The sequence below is a fragment of the Streptomyces sp. NPDC002935 genome, from assembly GCF_040611295.1.
Lineage (GTDB): Bacteria > Actinomycetota > Actinomycetes > Streptomycetales > Streptomycetaceae > Streptomyces.
This window is the reverse complement of sequence record NZ_JBEXNW010000051.1, coordinates 37,143-56,742: the sequence shown is the minus strand read 5'-3', so window position 1 is coordinate 56,742 and position 19,600 is coordinate 37,143. Positions and strand designations below refer to the sequence as shown.

Genomic DNA, 19,600 nt, shown 5'->3' with positions numbered 1-19,600 from the left:
GCTTACGTTCGGATCGAGCAGCGGTTCCCTCGGAAGCTCACGTCTGATCCAGCGGCGACGGGCGGATGTACCGGCACGGCCCCGACCCACAACGAACCCGCAGACGCCCCACGCGGTGGCAAGCGGCGGCAGAAGTCAGGGATAGCGCGCGGTACCTTCATGCCGCGACCCGCCGCTGCATTCGCGGTCGCGCCAGGCGAGAGGGAGAGTGAACCCGTGAGTAAGTTCGTGCGGCCGGCTGCCGAGGGCGCGGACCCGTTCGGCACGGCGCGTCTGCGGCGCGGTGTGCTGGACGCCTGGGCGACCAGCCCGGCCCGGTTCCGTGAGGACGCCAACGCCGAGGAGGACCTCGTCCTCGGCGGGTACCGCGACCGGCTCGTCGTGGAGCTCGCCCAGAACGCCGCCGACGCGTCCGCCCGCGCGGGCACCCCGGGCCGTCTGCGCCTCACCCTCCGCGACGGCGTCCTCGTGGCGGCCAACACCGGCGCCCCCCTCGACGCCGCCGGCGTCGAGTCGCTGGCCACCCTCCGCGCCTCCGCGAAGCGGGACGCGCACGACACGGCCGTGGGCCGTTTCGGTGTCGGGTTCGCCGCGGTCCTCGCGGTGACGGACGAGCCCGCCGTCGTCGGGCGGCACGGCGGTGTCCGCTGGGCGCTCGCCGAGGCCCGTGACCTCGCCGCCGGCACCGCCGGGAACAGCCCGGGCCTCGGCGACGAGATCCGCCGCCGGGACGGCCATGTGCCGCTGCTGCGGCTGCCGTTCGCGGCCGAGGGCACCGCCCCGGACCCGTACGACACCGCCGTCATCCTGCCGCTGCGCGACACCGCCGCCGAGGACCTCGCCGAGCGCCTCCTGCGGAACATCGACGACGCCCTCCTGCTCGCCCTTCCCGGCCTGGAGGAGGTGGTCGTCGAGATCGGTGACGCGGAGGTCCGCACGCTGCGTCGCGGCGACGCCGAGCACGGGGCCGTCATCGACGACTCCCGTGACGGCACGACCCGCTACCGCACCGTCGCCCACCACGGCCCCCTCGACCCCGCTCTGCTCTCCGACCGTCCGGTCGAGGAGCGGCTGCGCCCGCACTGGTCCGTGACCTGGGCCGTCCCGGTCGACGCCGAGGGAGCCCCGGCCCGCCCGCGGACCAGCCCCGTCGTGCACGCGCCGACGCCGAGCGACGAAGCCCTCGGCGTGCCCGCGCTCCTCATCGCCTCCCTCCCGCTCGACACCACCCGGCGCCGCGCCGCCCCCGGCCCGCTCACCGACTTCCTGGTGGAGCGCGCGGCGGACGCCTACGCCGAACTCCTCGCCGCCTGGCGGCCGGTGAGCACCGGGATCATCGACCTGGTGCCCGGCCCGCTCGGCCAGGGCGAGCTGGACGGCACCCTGCGCCAGGCGATCCTGGACCGGCTGCCGCGCACCGCGTTCCTGCCGCCCGCCGCCCCGCCGGACCGGATGCCGGCCGCCGACACCCCCGCCGACTGGCCCGAGAGCAGCCCCGCGGAGAACCCCACCGCGCTGCGGCCGCGCGATGCCGAGCTGGTGGAGGGCGCGGGCGCCGAGACCGTCCGGGTGCTCGCCGAGGTGCTGCCCAGCCTGCTGCCCGCCGGGCTCGAACGGCGGGTGGAGCTGCGCACGCTGGGGGTGGCCCGGGTGCCGCTCACCGAGGCCGTGGACCGGCTGGCCGGTCTGGAGAAGGACCCGCAGTGGTGGCACCGGCTGTACGAGAGCCTCGCCGGGGTCGACCCGGACCGGCTGTCCGGACTGCCGGTGCCGCTGGCCGACGGCCGGACGACGATCGGGCCCCGCCAGATCCTGCTGCCCACCGCCGACGGGTCCCTGGTTGCCCCCGACACGCTCGCCCGCCTCGGCCTCAAGGTCGCGCACCCGGACGCGGCCCACCCGCTCCTGGAGAAGCTGGGCGCTCTTCCCGCCTCGCCCCGCGCGGTGCTCACCACCCCGCAGGTGCGGGCCGCCGTGGCCGCCTCGCTCGACGACGAGGGCGCAGCCTGGGACGAGGACACCCCGGACGCGGAGGAGCTGGCGGACACCGTCCTCGCGCTGGTCCGTGACGCGGCTCTCGAACCCGGCGACGAGCCCTGGCTCGGCGCCCTCGCCCTGCCGGACGACGAGGGGGAGCTGGTGCCCGCCGGTGAACTCGTGCTGCCCGGAAGCCCGTTCGCCCGGATCATGCGCGAGGACGAACTCGCCTTCGTCGACTCCGAGCTGGCCGAGCGCTGGGGCGAGCAGCCGCTCGCCGCCTGTGGCGTGCTCGCGGGCTTCGCCCTGGTGCGCGCCACCGACATCGTTCTCGATCCGGACGAACTGGAGCCGCGCGACGGGGACTTCGCCGAACCCGACGACGCGGGTCTGCTGGACGCGGTGGACGTGTGGTGCGAGGACGTGCTGGACCGGCTGCCCGAATCGCCGGTGCCGCCCGTCGCGACCGAGATCGTCGCCGTACGGGATCTGGACCTGGTGGACGACGACCGGTGGCCGCAGGCGCTCGCCCTGCTCGCGCAGCCGCCGCTGCGGGACGCGATCACCCAGCAGGTGCGCATCCTGCTGCCGGACGGCACGCACGAGATCGTCCGGCCGTACACGGCCTGGTGGCTGCGCGGGCATCCGGTGCTCGACGGGCGCCACCCGGCGGGTCTGCTCGCGGCCGGCGGTGATCCGCTGCTGCGCGGCCTGTACGACGAGGCCGACGCGACCGGCTTCGACGACGAACAGGTGCTGCGGGCGCTCGGCGTCCGTACGTCCGTGGCCGCCCTGCTCGACGAGCCGGGCGGCGCCGCCGAACTGCTCGACCGGCTCGCCGACCCGGACCGCGAGGTCTCAGGTACCCAACTGCACGCCCTCTACGGCGCCTTGGCCGATCTCGACCCCGAGCAGGTGACACTGCCGGACGAGCTGCGGGCCGTCGTGGACGGTGAGGTGCGGGTCGTGGACGCCGCCGACGCGGTGGTCGTGGACTCGCCGGATCTGCTGGCTTTCACCGACGGGATGCCGCTGCTGCCGGTGCGGCCGTCGCGGGCCGCCGAGCTCGCCGAGCTGTTCCAGGTGCGGCGGCTCAGCGAGTCCGTCACCGGAGAGGTGACCTCCGAGGGCACCGAGCACGACGTACCGGAGTCCGTACGGGTCCTGCTGGGCCCCGCGACCCCCGCCTCGTACGTCGAGCACGAGGAGCTCGTGGTCGACGGCACCGAACTCGACTGGCGCCGCACCCGGGACGGGGTGCTGCACGCCTCCACCCTGGAGGGCGTCGCCGCCGGACTCGCCTGGTCGGCGGGTCAGTGGCCGCGCCGTTTCGAGGTCGCGGCGCTGCTGGAGGACCCGTCCCGCACTGAGGAACTGGCGCGCGACCGCTGGTTCGACTGAGGCCGGGGCCGAGCCCCGGGGTCGTACACGCTGAGGGTGTGCGACCCCTTGGGCGGGCCTGTGCTGTGACCTTGGTCATACACGCATAAAGGTTTTCTGACTCGTACAACCATTCGCTTCCGTCACGGATCTGAGCACGCGAGTCAAGAGACTCACGATCATTTGGCCCCGTCCGTGACCGCGAGCCGTGGAACGAGGAGCGGCGGGGCCCTTCTCGACCTGGGGAATACATGCGCATGCGTGCCACCCTCGGCGTTGTCACCGGCGCCCTGGCCCTCTCCGCTTTCGTCGTGCCTGCCGCGCAGGCCGACGAGGTTCAGGGAGACACCACGATCTCGAACGTCGTGGTGAACGGCGGCAACCCGGTCGTCGTCGGCGCGACCGCGACGAAGACCATCACGGTCAGCTTCACCGTCAAGGACGCCTCGGGCGTCGACTGGGCGCAGGCGATCCTGTACCACGGTGCGAACATCGACGCGTCCGACAGCGGTGCCGTCGCCAACGGCAGCGACGGCCGTGCCACCTGCACCGTGGTCAGCTCCACGACGTCGACCTGCAAGTCGACCTTCGACCTGGAGCCGGGCTACAACCTGCTCAACTCGGTGGCCGGCGGCTGGAAGGTCTGGGCGATCGCCACAGGCAAGGACGCCGACTACACGCTGAAGGAGAACGCCAAGAGCTTCCAGGTCCAGCGCCTGTCGAAGCTGACGGTCAACGCCTCGCCGGAGCCGGTGAAGAAGGGCAGGACCGTCACGGTCACCGGCGCGCTGACCCGCGCGAACTGGGACACCGGCAGGTACGCGGGCTACACCGCCCAGTCGGTGCAGCTCCAGTTCCGCAAGAAGACCAGCGACACCTACACCACCCTCAAGACGGTCAAGACGGACAGCTCCGGCAACCTGAAGACCACCACGACGGCCACCGTCGACGGTTACTTCCGCTACAGCTTCGCGGGCACCTCGACCACCCCGGCCGTCAAGGCCACGGGTGACTACGTCGACGTGCAGTAACCCACGGCTCGACACGGCTCGATCTCGATCCCCGGCCCTCAGGGCCGGGGATTTTCGTTTGCCCCCGCCGGGCCGGGACCGCGAGGGCTCGGGGCCGTCCCCTCCCGTCCGTCGCGATGTGGTCCAGAGGAGAACAAAATTTCACCTCCCGTACAACCATTCGTACATCTGGGTGATCTTTTCTTCCGAGTCAGCAGACTCCACCATCACGTGGGCCCCGTGTGAAGGCGAGCCGTAAGGAACGACCACCCCCGGGGCCCCTTTCTCCACTTGGGGATCGCATGCGCATCCGTGCCACTGTGGCCGCCGTCTCCGGCGCCCTGGCCCTCTCCGCCCTTGCCGTGCCGGCCGCGCAGGCGGACGGCCACATCTCGCTCGCCTCGTTGGTGCCGACCACCTCGAAGATCACGCCGTTCACCGGCTCCTCGCCCGCGGACGAGGTCGTCGGTGACACCCAGATCACGGGTGTCACCGTCAACAGCGGCAAGGACATCGTGGTCGGCATCAGCCAGAAGAAGACCTTCACCATCTCGGTGACGGCCACCGACCCGTCCGGCATCTACGACGGCTACGCCATGCTCTGGCACGGTTCGGACCTCGACAACGTCGATGGCGCGATCGTTCCGGACGCCGACATGGGCACCTGCACCGCCACCAGCGACACCACCGGGACCTGCTCGGTCACGGTCGTCGCCGACCCGAACGACAACATCTACGCCAACATCCTGGCCGGCACCTGGAAGGTGTGGGCCGGCGCCGTGGGCAACGACGGCGACTACGTCATCACCGACGCCTACAAGACCGCCCGGGTCCAGCGCGCCTCCAAGCTGACGGTCAACGCCGCCCCGGAGCCGGTCAAGAAGGGCCGGACCGTCACGGTGACCGGCAAGCTGTCCCGCGCGAACTGGGACGACCTCGCGTACCACGGCTACACCGCCCAGTCGGTGCAGCTCCAGTTCCGCAAGAAGACCAGCGACACCTACACCACCCTCAAGACGGTCAAGACGGACAGCTCCGGCAACCTGAAGACCACCACGACGGCCACCGTCGACGGTTACTTCCGCTACAACTTCGCGGGCACCTCGACCACCCCGGCCGTCAAGGCCACGGGTGACTACGTCGACGTGCAGTAACCCATGAAGTAGCCCTACGCGGGAACGCGGCGGTCGACCCACCTCCACAGGAGTTCCAGGACGGCCGCCGCCACCACCGAGATCAGCACCGCGATCCATGGCATCGTCGCGCCGACCAGCTTCAGCGCGAAGAAGTGCTGCAACCTCGGCACGACGAGCACCAGCAGGAACGCCCCGCCCATCGCGGCGACGAGGCAGATCCGCCACCAGGTGTACGGCCGGGCGATGATCGCGAGCACCCACATCGAGATCAGGAAGAGCGTCAGCGTCGCGGCGCTCGTCTCCGCGTCCAGCGAACCCTCCCCCGTGTAGTAGTGGCGCGCGATCAGATACGTCAGGAAGGTGGCCACCCCCGCGACGACCCCGCCGGGGATCGAATACCGCATCACCCGCCGCACGAAGTGGGGCTGGGCGCGCTCCTTGTTGGGGGCGAGGGCGAGGAAGAACGCCGGGATGCCGATCGTCAGCGTGGACAGCAGGGTCAGGTGGCGGGGCAGGAAGGGGTATTCGACCTGCCAGCACACCACCAGGACGGCCAGCAGCACCGAGTAGACCGTCTTGACCAGGAAGAGCGTCGCGACCCGGGTGATGTTCCCGATGACCCGGCGGCCCTCCCCGACCACCGACGGCAGCGTCGAGAAGCTGTTGTTGAGCAGCACGATCTGCGCCACCGCGCGGGTCGCCTCGGACCCCGAGCCCATGCTCACCCCGATGTCGGCGTCCTTCAGGGCGAGGACGTCGTTCACGCCGTCGCCGGTCATCGCCACCGTGTGCCCGCGCGACTGCAGGGCGCCGACCATGTCCCGTTTCTGCTGGGGGGTGACCCGCCCGAAGACCGTGCCCTTCTCCAGGGACTTCGCCATCTCCTCCGGCTCGTCCGGCAGCCGGCGCGCGTCCACGACCTCGCCGGTGAGCCCCAGCTTGTCGGCGACCGCGCCCACCGACACCGCGTTGTCGCCGGAGACGACCTTGGCCTTGACGTCCTGGTCGGCGAAGTAGCGCAGGGTCTCGGCCGCGTCCGGGCGCAACCGCTGCTCCAGGACCACCAGCGCGGTCGGCCGCGCGGCCTTCGCGACGTCGGCGTCGTCGAGGTCCTTGGTGGTCCTCGCGAGCAGCAGGACCCGCAGCCCCGCCTCGTTCAGCCGCTCGGTCTCGGTGAGCGCCGCGTCCCCGTCGGGCAGCAGTACGTCGGGCGCGCCGAGCAGCCAGGTGCTCGACTCTCCGTTGCCCTCGCTGAACCCGGCCCCGCTGTACTTGCGCGCGGAGGAGAAGGGCAGCGACTGGGTGCAGCGCCACTCCTCGCTGTCCGGGTAGGCGGCGATGATCGCCTGGAGGGAGGCGTTCGGCCGCGGATCCGACTCGCCGAGCGCGCCGAGGACCTTGCGCAGATACGACTCGTCGCCGCCCTGCAGCGGCCGCAGCTCGGTGACGTTCATGCCTCCCTCGGTGAGGGTGCCGGTCTTGTCGAGGCAGACGGTGTCGATGCGGGCGAGGCCCTCGATGGCGGGGAGTTCCTGCACGAGGCACTGTTTTCGGCCAAGGCGGATGACACCGATCGCGAAGGCGACGGAGGTGAGCAGGACCAGCCCCTCGGGGACCATCGGCACGATCCCTCCGACGGTCCGCGCGATGGAGTCCTTGAAGCCGTGCTGTTTGACGACGAGCTGGCTGATGACCAGGCCGATGGCTGTCGGGATCATCATCCACGTCACGTACTTGAGGATCGTGGAGATACCGCTGCGGAGCTCGGAGTGGACCAGCGTGAACCGTGAGGCCTCCTCCGCGAGCTGTGCCGCGTACGCCTCCCGGCCCACCTTCGTCGCCGTGAAGGCGCCGGTGCCCGCGACCACGAAACTGCCCGACATCACCGGATCGCCGGCGTGCTTGACCACGGGGTCGGCCTCGCCGGTGAGCAGCGACTCGTCGATCTCCAGCCCGTCGGCCTCCGCGCAGCTGCCGTCGACGGCGACCTTGTCGCCGGGCCCGATCTCGATGAGGTCCCCGAGCACGATCTCCGACGCACGGACCTCGGCGGCGACCCCGTCCCTGCGGACGGTCGGCTTCACCTCGCCGATGACCGCGAGCGAGTCCAGGGTCTTCTTGGCCCGCCACTCCTGGATGATGCCGATCCCGGTGTTGGCGATGATCACGTAGCCGAACAGGCTGTCCTGGAACGGTGCCACGACCAACATGATCAGCCAGAGCACACCGATGATCGCGTTGAACCGGGTGAAGACGTTCGCCTTGACGATCTCGCCCACCGAACGGCTGCTGCGCACCGGGACGTCGTTCACCTCGCCGCGTGCGACCCGCTCGGCCACCTCGGCGGCGGACAACCCCTCCCGCCGCCGGGAGGCGGGTATGGGCACGGGGTGAACAGGATCGAGTTCGGCGCCCGCGTCGATGTGGGTCATGCCATCGACGGTACGGCCGGATATACGGCTTCACCCGCCGAGTGCACCAAAGATCCGACCTGCGAAGGACGGAGGCGGCGGGGAATGATGCCGTGGGTGTAGGGGAAGTCCCGTTACTCCGTCACGGGGGCGGAGGAGGAGTCGGCGGCGTGGGCGCGCTTGATCGCGGCGTCACGCCTGCGGACGTACCAGATGCCGATCAGTCCGAGGCCCGCGCCGGCCAGGCAGGTCCACAGCCACCACAGGTGTCCGTGGTCGTCGAACCAGCCGTAGAACGGCAGCTGCACCAGGAAGAGGACGAACCAGAGGATCGTGCCGCCCGTGATGGTGGCGACGACGGGGCCCTCCAGGGGCTCCGGCGCCTCGTGCTTGGGGGTCCACTTCGCCATGTGCACAGCTTACGAGGGTCGGAGTGCACAGCTTACGAGGGTCGGAGATCGGTTGCGCTCACCCCCGCCCTCCCCTTGCGCACCAAGGGTCTACGCGCGGAGATAGCGATTTCTGACTCATATGTTCATACTGAAACCGTCCGAGTCTGGCCAGTTGTATTCGTATAAATCACCAACAGCGACCTGGGGGAAACCTGTTGGTGAGCGACTGCTGACCAGGCTCGATCATGTTCACCGTCCCCCTGCACGCTTGAGGACCCGCATGTCCACCTCGGCCGCCACCAAGGCCCCCGCCCCGCAGGAGCCGGAGTCCCGGCCCGCGCAGAGCGCCCTCGACCGCTACTTCAAGATCTCCGAGCGGGGCTCCAGCCTCCCGCGTGAGATCCGCGGCGGTTTCGCCACCTTCTTCGCGATGGCGTACATCATCGTGCTGAACCCGATCATCCTGGGAAGCGCGAAGGACATGTACGGGCACCACCTCGACAACGGGCAGCTGGTCACCGCGACCGCGCTGACCGCGGCCTTCACCACCCTCCTCATGGGCGTCATCGGCAATGTGCCGATCGCGCTGGCGGCGGGCCTCGGCGTGAACACGGTCGTCGCCCTCCAGCTCGCGCCCCGGATGTCCTGGCCGGACGCCATGGGCATGGTGGTCCTCGCGGGCTTCATCGTGATGCTCCTGGTCGCCACCGGTCTGCGTGAGCGCGTCATGAACGCGGTGCCGCTGGGCCTGCGCAAGGGCATCGCGATCGGCATCGGCCTGTTCATCATGCTGATCGGCCTGGTCGACTCCGGCTTCGTCACACGCATCCCGGACATCGCCCAGACGACCGTCCCGCTCCAGCTCGGCACCGACGGTCACCTCACCGGCTGGCCCGTCCTGGTCTTCATCCTCGGCACCCTGCTCACCCTCGCGCTGATCGTGCGCAAGGTGCCGGGCGCCATCCTCATCTCGATCGTCACCATGACGGTCGTCGCGGTGATCATCAACGCCGTGGCCACCATCCCGTCCTGGGGTCTGACCACCCCGAAGTGGCCCGGCAACCCGGTCGCCAGCCCCGACTTCGGGCTCGTCGGCCAGGTCAGCCTCTTCGGCGGCTTCGGCAAGGTCGGCGTGCTGACCGGCATCCTCTTCGTCTTCACCGTGCTGCTGTCGTGCTTCTTCGACGCGATGGGCACGATCATGGGCATCAGCGACGAGGCCAAGCTGACGGACGCGCAGGGCAACATGCCCGGCATCAACAAGGTCCTCTTCGTCGACGGCATCGCCGTCGCCGCGGGCGGCGCCACGTCCTCCTCGGCCACCACGTGCTTCGTGGAGTCCACCGCGGGCGTCGGCGAGGGTGCCCGGACGGGCTTCGCGAACGTGGTCACCGGCGCGCTCTTCGCCGTCGCCCTCTTCCTGACCCCCGTCGCCACGATGGTCCCGTCCCAGGCCGCCACCCCCGCGCTGATCGCGGTCGGCTTCCTGATCATGTCCCACTCGATCAAGGAGATCGACTGGGCGGACTACACCATCGCCATCCCGGCCTTCGTGACCATGATGATGATGCCGTTCACCTACTCGATCACGAACGGCATCGGGATGGGCTTCATCACCTTCGTCGTGCTGCGTCTGGCGGCGGGCCGCGGCCGCGACATCCCGGTCGCCATGTACGTGGTGTCGGCGGTGTTCACGTTCTACTACCTGATGCCGGCCCTCGGCCTGACCTGAGCGGCACCTGCCGTACGGAGTCTCACGTGACCCCGTAGAACTTCTCCGTCTCCTCGACCGCGGTCTGGAACCGCTCGTCGAAGTCGTCGCGAATGAGCGTCCGGACCACATAGTCCTGGACGCTCATTCCGCGTTTGGCGGCATGTTGTCGGAGCCGGTCGAGCAGCTCCCCGTCCATCCGCAGGCTGAGCACGCTGGTCCCCATGCAGTCGAGGGTCGCCGCATCCCGACCGGATTCGGGTCACTTTCCGGAGCGATCTCACTCATATGAGTGATCCCGGGGTTCGGGTGGCTCGTTCCACGGGCATCCCATTGGTCTTTAGCGAGAGTAATGAGTTACGCTAAAGAACATGCCTGACTTCACCCATGGCGACGACGAGGCCGCCGTGAACGCCTTGCGCTCCGCAGTGATGCGGTTGTCGCGTCGACTCAAGCACCAGCGGGTCGACGAGTCGCTGAGCCCCACCGAGATGTCGGTGCTCGGCACCCTCGCTCGCTGCGGCACCGCCACGCCCGGCGAGCTCGCCCGCAAGGAACATGTGCAGCCCCCGTCGATGACCCGCATCGTCGCGCTGCTCGAAGCCAAGGGGCTCGTCAGGCTGGAGCCGCACCCCGAGGACCGGCGCCAGAAGGTCGTCACGCAGACCGACAAGGCGGAGGCGATGCTCGAAGAGAGCCGCAGCAAACGGAACGCGTTCCTGGCCGGCCTGGTCGAGGGCCTCGACGAGGACGAATGGGCCAAGCTCCGCGAAGCCGCCCCCGTTCTGGAGAAGCTCGCTCACATCTGAACACCGGCGGCCCTCTCCCGATCCCGGATCCCGGATCCCGGATCACGGATCCCCGATCACGGATCTCGCATCACCGAGGGCCGCCCTCTCCCCAAGCGCCGACGCCCCCATGACGCCGACGTCCACGACTGCCCTGGAGGCGAGCCCTTTTGAGTTCGGGACCCGGAGCACACTCCGCCCCCGCACCAGCCACCCACGACTCCCCGGCCGCCCACGACTCCCCCCGCTCCTCCTCGATGTTCAGCTCGCTGAAGATCCGGAACTACCGCCTGTTCTTCCTGGGGCAGGTCGTCTCCAACACCGGCACCTGGATGCAGCGCATCGCCCAGGACTGGCTGGTGCTCAGCCTCACCGGCTCCTCCGCCGCCGTCGGCATCACCACCGCGCTCCAGTTCCTGCCGATGCTGCTCTTCGGGCTGTACGGCGGTGTCCTCGTCGACCGGCTGCCCAAGCGCCCCACGCTCCTGGTGACCCAGACGGCGATGGCCCTCACCGGCCTCGCGCTCGCCTTCCTCACCCTCTCCGGCCATGTCCAGGTCTGGCACGTCTATCTCGCCGCCTTCGCCGTCGGTATGGCCACCGTCGTCGACAACCCGGCACGCCAGACCTTCGTCTCCGAGATGGTCGGCCCCGGCCAGCTGCAGAACGCGGTCAGCCTGAACTCGGCCAACTTCCAGTCCGCGCGCCTGGTCGGCCCCGCCGTCGCGGGCCTGCTGATCACCGGCGTGGGCACCGGCTGGGCCTTCCTGCTGAACGGCCTGTCGTTCGTGGCCCCGCTGGCGAGCCTCCTGCTGATGCGGTCCCGTGAACTGCACGTCGTCGAGCGGGCGCCGCGCGCCAAGGGCCAGCTCCGCGAGGGCCTCCACTACGTCGCCGGTCGCCCCGAACTGATCTGGCCGATCGTCCTCGTCGGCTTCATCGGCACCTTCGGCTTCAACTTCCCCGTCTGGCTGTCGGCGTACGCGGACGACATCTTCCACTCGGGCGCGGGGGCCTACAGCCTCTTCAACACCCTGATGGCGCTCGGATCGCTGGCCGGCGCGCTGCTCGCCGCCCGGCGCGGCACGGCCCGGCTGCGCGTGCTGATCGCGGCGGCGGTGGCGTTCGGCGCGCTGGAGGTGGTGGCGTCGGCCGCCCCCTCGCTCTGGCTGTTCTCGCTCCTGATGGTCCCGATAGGCATCTTCGGCCTCACGGTGAACGTCACCGCGAACACCTCGGTCCAGATGGCCACCGACCCGGCCATGCGCGGCCGCGTCATGGCGCTGTTCATGATGGTCTTCGTGGGCGGCTCGCCGCTGGGCGCGCCGCTGGTCGGCTGGGTCACCGACGCCTACGGTCCCCGGGTGGGCTTCGCGCTCGGCGGACTGGTCTCGATGGTCGCGGCGACAACGATCGGCCTGGTCCTGGCCCGCCTCGGCGGCCTGCGCGTCTCCCTCGGCTGGCACCACGGCCGCCCGCGGGTCCGCTTCGTCCCGCGCGCGCGGAGCGAGGAGCTACTCGCCACCGCGGTGTGAGAGACGTCCGAGACGCCTTGGAGGCGGCCGGTCCGCTCACGCGGCCGGCCGCCTCACGCGTACGGGAGCTCTCGGGCGGGCCGCCTCACGCGTACGGGAGCTCCGGGGCGGGTCGGCCGCCCTTGCCCGCTCCCGCGTGGCGCCCCGCCTGCTCCCGGGTGCCGCCTTTCCCGCTCCCGTGTGCTGATCGTCGAATCCTGGAAGGCTGGACGCATGAGACTCTTCGCGGCGGTACTGCCCCCGGCCGATGTGGTGCGTGAACTCGCCCCGGAAGTGGACGTGTTGCAGCGGATGCCGGGTGCGGACGCGTTGCGCTGGACGGGCCGCCCCGGCTGGCACTTCACCCTCGCGTTCTACGGGGAGGTGGCCGAGGAGACGGTCCCGGACCTCTCGGAGCGGCTGATGCGGGCCGCCCACCGTACGCACCCGTTCCCGCTGTCCCTGCGCGGCGGCGGGCATTTCGGCGGGCGCGCACTGTGGGTGGGGGCGGCGGGGGACCTGGAGACCATGCGGCTGCTGGCGGGCCGGGCGGAGGCGGCGGGCCGGAAGGCGGGCATCGAGATGGAGGAGCACCGCCGCTACCGGCCGCATCTGACGGTGGCCCGCAGCCGCGAATCCGCCGACTTCAAACCGTACGTCGCCGCCCTGGACGCCTTTGCCGGGAAGCCGTGGACGGTGGGTGAGCTGTGTCTCGTCCGCAGCAACCTGCCGACGTCCGGAATCCCCGGTGAGCAGCCCCGTTACGAGACGGTGGCGAGCCGGCCGCTGGGGGCGGGCGACGGGACCGTCCGGGCGGCCGGTTAACCTCGATGACGTGAACCCGAAGACCCGTAACCGGATCATGGCCGGTGTGCTCGTGCTGATGTTCGTCGTCGTGGCCCTGACGGCGGCGGTCAAGTAGCGACCGCCGCCGCCGGACGGCGGGCGGGCCGCCCGGCTACCAGGCGAACGCCTCGGGCGACGGTCCGGGTCCCGGGAAGATCTCGTCGAGAGCGTCCAGGACCTCCTCCGACAGCTCCAGCTCCACGGCGCGCAGCGCCGACTCCAGCTGCTCCGCGGTGCGCGGGCCGACGATGGGCCCGGTGACACCGGGACGGGTCAGCAGCCAGGCCAGCGCGGCCTCTCCGGGCTCCAGACCGTGCTTCTCGAGCAGATCCTCGTACGCCTGGATCTGGGCGCGTACGGCCGTGTTGGCGAGGGCGTCGGCGGACCGGCCGCTCGCCCGGCGGCCGCCCTCGACCTCCTTCTTGATCACACCGCCCAGCAGTCCGCCGTGCAGCGGCGACCAGGGGATGACACCGAGTCCGTACTCCCGCGCAGCCGGGATGACCTCCATCTCGGCGCGGCGCTCAGCGAGGTTGTAGAGGCACTGCTCACTGATCAGGCCGATGGTGCCTCCCCGGCGGGCGGCGATCTCGTTGGCCTGGGCGATCTTGTAGCCGGGGAAGTTGCTCGACCCCACGTAGAGGATCTTCCCCTGCTGCACAAGGACGTCGACCGCCTGCCAGATCTCCTCGAAAGGAGTGGAGCGGTCGACGTGGTGGAACTGGTAGACGTCGATGTAGTCGGTCTGGAGGCGCTTCAGGCTCGCCTCGACGGCCCGCCGGATGTTCAGGGCGGAGAGCTTGTCGTGGTTGGGCCACGGGTCGCCCTCGGCGCCCATGTTCCCGTACAGCTTGGTGGCGAGGACCGTCCGGTCACGGCGGTCGCCGCCCTGGGCGAACCAGTTCCCGATGATCGATTCCGTACGGCCCTTGTTCTCGCCCCAGCCGTACACGTTCGCCGTGTCGAAATAGTTGATTCCCGAGTCGAGTGCCGCGTCCATGATGGCGTGGCTGTCGGCCTCGTCGGTCTGCGGTCCGAAGTTCATCGTGCCGAGGACGAGCCGGCTGACCTTGAGCCCCGTGCGTCCGAGCTGTGTGTACTTCATGACTCACCAGCCAACGGCGTGGAGTGCGCTCTAGGCAAGAGCGGGACGGGTGACGGCACCGGAGCCGGACAGGCCCTAGTCGCGGGGAAACGCGTCGGTCTCGACGGTCAGGCCGACCACCGTGTCGGTGAGGTCGACGTCATCACCGAAGGCGATCTTCGTCTCGGTCGTGTAGTCCCCGCTCTTGGGCTGAGTGAACAGGCGGCACCTGCCCTGGTAGGGGTCGACGATCAGATAGACGGGGACTTCGGCGAGGGCGTAAGTGAGCCTCTTGGGGCCGTAGTCGTTGTCGGCGGTCTTCTTGGAGATCACCTCGGCGACGAACTCCACGTCTTCGTACCGCCAGCGCCCCTGGGGGTTCTTCTCGGCTCCGTCGCGGAGCTTCGCCACGTCCGGGGCGAAGCCGTTCAGCTCGCCGGGGAAGTCGATGCGGACGTCTGAGAAGACGTTCACATCCATGCCGAACCTGTCCTCCAGGAGCCGCACGATCCGGCGGATGATCTGCCAGTGGATGTCCCGCTGAGGCGCCATGTAAATGTTTCCCCCGACGATCTCGACCTTGTAACCCTCGGGGACGGGCATCTTCTCCAGAGCCTCGAACATGACGTCGAGCGTGAGCTCGGGACGGCTGTCGATGTCGTCGGCGTTGTCGGCCATCGCGATCCTGTCTTCAATGACGGTCATCGTGGCGCTCCTCCCCGGCCGCAACCCGGTCGAGTGCAGCCACGCGGAACAACGATACGCACGGCCACCGGGCAACGCCCGGCATCGGTCAGGTGGTTGCGGCCGCGTACGGCTCGCCCAGGTCCCAGGCCTGGTACATCGCCTCCGCGAAACCCTCCGCGATCTTGTGCTCGCCGCTCGCGTTCGGGTGGGTGCCGTCGTACGTGTCGAAGGTGATGTCGTACGAGGTGGGCGGGGACGCCAGCAGCAGCGGGGAGCGCTGCTCGTCGAGGTCGGCGACCGTCTTGGCGAGCAGCTCGTTGAAGGAGGCGACCTCGGCGGCGAAGGGGGTGTCGGTCTCGGCGCGCACGTTCGGTATCACCGGGAGCAGGACCATCCGGACGCGCGGGTTCGCGGCGCGCGCCTCCTCGACGAATGCGCGGGCGTTCGCGGCGGTCTGGACGGCGTTCGTGTAGAAGCCGAGGTCGATGAGGCCGAGGGAGACCAGCAGGACGTCGGCACGCTGCGCGCGGACCGTCTCGCGGATCAGCGGCGCCATGTGCAGCCAGCCCTCGCCCCAGCCGGCCAGGTGGGCGCGGGGGAACTCCGGGTCCGCGTACTCGCGGGAGTCGGGGGACTCCGTCGCCTTGTCGTACAGCGTCTCGCGCGGGCCGACGATCTTGAACGGGCCCCCGTACGTCGCGCGCAGGTGCTGCCACATTCGGTAACGCCATGTGTGTTCGCCCGCGCTACCGATCGTCATGGAGTCGCCGACGGGCATGAACCTGAGCATCCGCTCATCATGGACGATCGGTCCGGGTGCCATGGGCCGTCACGGTGTGAGGCTGGACACGCCGTCGCGGGGGCCGGCGGGGTCCACGGGGACTCGGGCCCGCGGGGTCCACAGGGGCTCCGGCCGGTGGGTGTGGGCTGCGTGGTCCTGGGCCGGGGCCGGTGGGCGCCGGGGGTCGTGGTCCCGGGTGTGGGGCCGGGCGGGTGCGGTGGCCGGGGTCGCTGTGGCTCCGGGAGGGCGGGGCCGACGTGAACGGGCCGGTGGGATGGCAGGCTTGGGCCATGCGCCGATCGCCCTCGTTCCCTTCCGGAGCCGCCGCCGGAGCCGTTGCCGGAGCCGCCCTTGTCGTCGCCCTGGCGGCGCCCGCCCTCGCCGACGGAGGGGACGGGGGATTCACCATCAAGGACCCGCGGATCACCGAGTCCAGCGGCCTCGCCGCCTCACGCGCCCACCCCGGCATCTACTGGACCCACAACGACAGCGACGACGGGGCCTATCTGTACGCCGTCGACAGCAGAACCGGCCGGACCGTCGCGACGATCACCATGAGCGGGGTCGGCGCGCCCCGGGACGTCGAGGCGATCTCCCTCGGCCCCGACGGCGACCTCTACGTCGGTGACATCGGCGACAACCTCGGCGGCACGTGGAAATACGTGTGGATCTACAAGCTCCCCGAGCCCAAGGTGCTCAAGGACCAGACGATCCGTGCCACCCAGTACGTCGTGAAGTACTCCGACGGACCCCGCAACGCGGAGGCGCTGATGGTGCACCCCAAGACGGGGCGCGTCTACATCGCCGACAAGGACGAGGACGGCGGCCACCTGTACGAGGGCCCCGCCGAGCTCTCCAGCACCGCCACGAACGTCTTCAAGCCCGTCGCCACCATCGACCTCTGGGTCACCGACGGCGCCTTCTCCCCCGACGGCCGACAGCTCGCCGTACGCGGCTACTTCGGCGGCATCGCCTACGACTGGAACGGCGGCCGGATCAAACGGCAGGGCCGCCTGAACGTCCCCCTCCAGGGCCAGGGCGAGTCCATCACCTACACCACCGACGGTTCGAAGCTCCTGTACGGCAGCGAGGGCGCCGACAGCACCGTGGAGTCGGAGAGCGCGCCCGGGGCCGGTGACTCCGACTCCAAGTCGCCCTCCAAGGACGGCGGTTCCGGAGCCGAGGGCGGAAGCGGCGGCACCATGAGCGGCGGGGTGAAGATCGGCGCCATCGCGGTCGCCGCCCTCTTCGCCGTGGTCTTCGGGTTCAAGAGACTGCTGCGCCGCGACTGACGACCGTCCGCACGACTCACCCGCACCACTCACCCGTACGAGAGAAAAGGGGCGCCCGGCACGCTCACGCGCCGGACGCCCCCGATCTCGTGGAAACGGTTACAGCTTCTCGATCACGTAGTCGACGCAGTGCGTCAGCGCCTCGACGTCCGCCGGGTCGATCGCCGGGAACATAGCGACGCGCAGCTGGTTGCGGCCGAGCTTGCGGTAGGGCTCGGTGTCGACGATGCCGTTGGCGCGCAGGGCCTTGGCGACGGCGGCCGCGTCGATCTCGTCGGCGAAGTCGATCGTGCCGATGACCTGCGAGCGCTTGGCCGCGTCGGTCACGAACGGGGTGGCGTACTTGCTGTCCTCGGCCCAGCGGTAGAGGCGGCTCGAAGAGTCCTTCGTGCGGGCCGCCGACCAAGCGAGGCCGCCCTGGCCGTTGATCCACTCCAGCTGCTCGTTGAGCAGGAAGAGGGTGGCGAGGGCCGGGGTGTTGTACGTCTGGTTCTTGCGGGAGTTGTCGATCGCCGTGGGCAGCGAGAAGAACTCCGGGATGTGGCGGCCGGAGGCGTGGACGCGCTCGGCGCGCTCGATCGCGGCCGGGGAGAACACGGCGATCCACAGGCCGCCGTCGGAGGCGAAGGACTTCTGCGGGGCGAAGTAGTAGACGTCGGTCTCGGCGATGTCGACGGGCAGGCCGCCGGCGCCGGAGGTGGCGTCCACCAGGACGAGGGAGCCCGCGTCGGCGCCCTGCACTCGCTTGATCGGGGCGGCGACACCGGTCGAGGTCTCGTTGTGGGTGAACGCGTAGGCGTCGATGCCCGCTTCGGCGACCGGCTCGGGGTGCGTGCCCGGGTCGGAGGAGACCACGGTCGGTTCGGCGAGCCACGGGGCGAGCTTGGCCGCCTTCGCGAACTTGGCGGAGAACTCGCCGAACGTCAGGTGCTGCGACTTGTTCTCGATCAGGCCGTGCGTCGCGACGTCCCAGAACGCGGTGGAGCCGCCGTTGCCGAGGACGACCTCGTACCCGTCGGGCAGGGAGAACAGCTCGCGCACGCCCTCGCGCACCTTGCCGACCAGGTTCTTGACCGGGGCCTGGCGGTGGGATGTGCCGAGCAGAGAGCTACCGGTCGCGGCCAGCGCGTCCAGTGCCTCCGTCCGCACCTTGGAGGGGCCAGCGCCGAATCGTCCGTCGGCGGGCTTGATGTCAGCGGGGATCTGGATATCAGCCACGCCGGGAGCCTAGCCGTTCCGGGAAACCTCGGCGAAACGTCGTCCGTCGGCTGAGACGGGGCGGGTTGACGGCCGCCGTCGCCGGAGGGGCCGTGGCAGGCCCCTCCGGCGATCAGCCGCTCCGTCGGTTCACCTCATTCGGCGATCAGTCGTACCGGCAGCTCGAACAGGTCGTTCTGCGTCACCACCGGCTTGTTGCGGAGCTCCGACACCGGGACGGCCAGGTCCAGGGACGGGAAGCGCTCGTACAGGGCGGGGAGGGCGACGCCCGCTTCCAGGCGGGACAGGGCCGCGCCGGGGCAGACATGGGGTCCGTGGCCGAAGGAGATGTGCCGGTTCTCGCTCGTGCGGCTGATGTCGAAGTCGCCCGCGGTGGGACCGTGGGCGTTCTCGTCGCGGCCGATCGCGCCGTACGACACGATCAGCGCGTCGCCCGCCGGGATCACCTTGTCGCCGACCGGGACGTCCTCCGTCGCGAAGCGGATGAGGACGTGCGAGGTCGGGGTGGAGTGGCGCAGGGTCTCCTCGACGACCGCGGACCAGTCGGCCTCGCCGGCGAGGACGAGGGCGCGCTGGTCGGGGTGGGCGGAGAGGTTGACCACGGCGTTGACGATCAGGGAGATCGTCGTCTCGTGGCCCGCCGCGACCATCAGCTGGAGCGTGGAGACGATCTCCGCGTCGGTGAGGTGGTCGCCGTCCTCGGAGGCCAGGATCAGTGCGCTGGTCAGGTCGTCGCCCGGCTCGGCACGCTTCGCCGCCACCGTCTCCGCCATGATCCCGGCCAGCTCGGTGAGCGTCGCGATGACCTCCGCGGGCGGGGTCTGCGTCGAGAAGAACTTCTCGAAGAGCACCTTGAGGCGCGGCAGGTGCGACTCCTCGATGCCCATGAGGTCGGCGATGACGTACATGGGCAGGGGGTAGGCGAAGTCGGCCTTCAGGTCGACGAACTCCCCCGTGAGGTTGTCGAGCAGACTCTCCGTCAGCTTTTCGATCCGTTCCCGCATCTGCTCCACGCGCCGCGGTGTCAGCGCCTGCGCCACCAGGGTGCGCATCCGCCGGTGGTCGGCGCCGTCCACGGTGAGCATCGAGCGGCCGGGGTTGGCGAGTCCGATCAGGGGCCAGTCGGGGGCGATCTCGCCGCGCTGCCAGGCGCCCCAGACGTTGATGTCCTTCACCAGCCGGGGGTCCGTGAGCAGGGCGCGCGCCTCGGCGTGGTGGGTGACCGCCCAGACCGGCACACCGCCGGGCAGTTCGACGGCGGCGAGCGGCCCCGCTGCGCGAAGCGCGGCGCTCTCGCCGTCGAGGTCGGTGACGAAGGGGTCCAGGACTATGCGGGTCTCTTCGGTACCGGTGGTCATGCGGGGGTGCCTCCA

At 70.2% G+C, this 19,600-nt stretch carries 16 protein-coding genes; 8 read left to right on the top strand and 8 right to left on the bottom strand.

From position 1 onward, the window contains the following. The first annotated feature begins 216 nt into the window (after nucleotides 1-216). The 3 genes from ABZX90_RS40425 (at nucleotide 217) to ABZX90_RS40415 (ending at nucleotide 5,521) form a co-directional block, all read left to right on the top strand. Nucleotides 217-3,378 carry a molecular chaperone Hsp90 gene (locus tag ABZX90_RS40425; RefSeq protein WP_355213333.1) on the top strand — a complete coding sequence of 1,054 codons (3,162 nt, stop codon included), beginning with the start codon at nucleotides 217-219 and terminating at the stop codon, nucleotides 3,376-3,378. A 230-nt stretch (nucleotides 3,379-3,608) separates the two neighbouring features. After that, nucleotides 3,609-4,388, top strand: coding sequence for a calcium-binding protein (locus tag ABZX90_RS40420; protein ID WP_351120610.1), 780 nt, complete (start codon nucleotides 3,609-3,611; stop codon nucleotides 4,386-4,388). Nucleotides 4,389-4,669: 281 nt separating this feature from the next. Then, complete coding sequence (locus ABZX90_RS40415; protein ID WP_351120608.1) at nucleotides 4,670-5,521, top strand: DUF5707 domain-containing protein; 852 nt, start codon at nucleotides 4,670-4,672, stop codon at nucleotides 5,519-5,521. A gap of 14 nt (nucleotides 5,522-5,535) precedes the next feature. On the opposite strand, the gene ABZX90_RS40410 is transcribed toward ABZX90_RS40415, so the two are convergent. Both ABZX90_RS40410 and ABZX90_RS40405 read right to left on the bottom strand, forming a co-directional pair. Continuing rightward, nucleotides 5,536-7,935, bottom strand: coding sequence for a cation-translocating P-type ATPase (locus ABZX90_RS40410; protein WP_351120606.1), 2,400 nt, complete (start codon nucleotides 7,933-7,935; stop codon nucleotides 5,536-5,538). Nucleotides 7,936-8,048: 113 nt separating this feature from the next. Further along, nucleotides 8,049-8,324, bottom strand: coding sequence for a DUF2530 domain-containing protein (locus tag ABZX90_RS40405; RefSeq protein WP_351120604.1), 276 nt, complete (start codon nucleotides 8,322-8,324; stop codon nucleotides 8,049-8,051). Between the two features lie 262 nt (nucleotides 8,325-8,586). On the opposite strand from ABZX90_RS40405, the gene ABZX90_RS40400 reads away from it, so the two are divergent. After that, entirely contained in the window at nucleotides 8,587-10,038 is a 1,452-nt protein-coding gene (locus ABZX90_RS40400) for an NCS2 family permease (RefSeq protein WP_351120602.1), read from the top strand. Nucleotides 10,039-10,060: 22 nt separating this feature from the next. Here ABZX90_RS40400 and ABZX90_RS40395 read toward each other — a convergent pair whose 3' ends face one another. Continuing rightward, nucleotides 10,061-10,243 (bottom strand): BrnA antitoxin family protein, encoded by a 183-nt coding sequence (locus ABZX90_RS40395; protein ID WP_261701844.1) that lies wholly within the window; start codon nucleotides 10,241-10,243, stop codon nucleotides 10,061-10,063. A gap of 145 nt (nucleotides 10,244-10,388) precedes the next feature. Here ABZX90_RS40395 and ABZX90_RS40390 point away from each other — a divergent pair, with 145 nt between their 5' ends. From ABZX90_RS40390 to thpR, 3 genes are all read left to right on the top strand, one after another. After that, nucleotides 10,389-10,826: a MarR family transcriptional regulator gene (locus ABZX90_RS40390; protein ID WP_351120600.1), complete on the top strand. Its 438-nt coding sequence runs from the start codon at nucleotides 10,389-10,391 to the stop codon at nucleotides 10,824-10,826. Nucleotides 10,827-10,975: 149 nt separating this feature from the next. Then, nucleotides 10,976-12,340: an MFS transporter gene (locus ABZX90_RS40385; RefSeq protein WP_355213332.1), complete on the top strand. Its 1,365-nt coding sequence runs from the start codon at nucleotides 10,976-10,978 to the stop codon at nucleotides 12,338-12,340. A 213-nt stretch (nucleotides 12,341-12,553) separates the two neighbouring features. Beyond that, nucleotides 12,554-13,144, top strand: a complete 591-nt coding sequence (thpR, locus tag ABZX90_RS40380; RefSeq protein ID WP_355213331.1) for an RNA 2',3'-cyclic phosphodiesterase — start codon at nucleotides 12,554-12,556, stop codon at nucleotides 13,142-13,144. 133 nt (nucleotides 13,145-13,277) lie between these two features. Here thpR and ABZX90_RS40375 read toward each other — a convergent pair whose 3' ends face one another. The 3 genes from ABZX90_RS40375 to ABZX90_RS40365 all read right to left on the bottom strand — a co-directional run bounded on the left by ABZX90_RS40375 (nucleotide 13,278) and on the right by ABZX90_RS40365 (nucleotide 15,726). Continuing rightward, nucleotides 13,278-14,270, bottom strand: coding sequence for an aldo/keto reductase (locus ABZX90_RS40375; RefSeq protein WP_351120594.1), 993 nt, complete (start codon nucleotides 14,268-14,270; stop codon nucleotides 13,278-13,280). Between the two features lie 75 nt (nucleotides 14,271-14,345). Continuing rightward, the gene (locus ABZX90_RS40370) at nucleotides 14,346-14,954 is read right to left on the bottom strand and encodes a Uma2 family endonuclease (RefSeq protein ID WP_355213330.1); all 609 of its coding nucleotides are present in this window, start codon (nucleotides 14,952-14,954) and stop codon (nucleotides 14,346-14,348) included. An 88-nt stretch (nucleotides 14,955-15,042) separates the two neighbouring features. After that, on the bottom strand, nucleotides 15,043-15,726 hold the full coding sequence (locus ABZX90_RS40365; RefSeq protein WP_355213336.1) for an SGNH/GDSL hydrolase family protein: 684 nt from the start codon (nucleotides 15,724-15,726) through the stop codon (nucleotides 15,043-15,045). A 281-nt stretch (nucleotides 15,727-16,007) separates the two neighbouring features. On the opposite strand from ABZX90_RS40365, the gene ABZX90_RS40360 reads away from it, so the two are divergent. After that, a complete protein-coding gene (locus tag ABZX90_RS40360) occupies nucleotides 16,008-17,009 on the top strand; it encodes a WD40 repeat domain-containing protein (RefSeq protein WP_351120588.1) in 1,002 nt (333 codons plus the stop codon). Nucleotides 17,010-17,108: 99 nt separating this feature from the next. Here ABZX90_RS40360 and serC read toward each other — a convergent pair whose 3' ends face one another. After that, complete coding sequence (gene serC, locus ABZX90_RS40355; RefSeq protein WP_351120587.1) at nucleotides 17,109-18,227, bottom strand: phosphoserine transaminase; 1,119 nt, start codon at nucleotides 18,225-18,227, stop codon at nucleotides 17,109-17,111. A gap of 134 nt (nucleotides 18,228-18,361) precedes the next feature. Then, the gene (locus ABZX90_RS40350) at nucleotides 18,362-19,585 is read right to left on the bottom strand and encodes a cytochrome P450 (RefSeq protein WP_355213329.1); all 1,224 of its coding nucleotides are present in this window, start codon (nucleotides 19,583-19,585) and stop codon (nucleotides 18,362-18,364) included. Nucleotides 19,586-19,600: the final 15 nt, after the last annotated feature.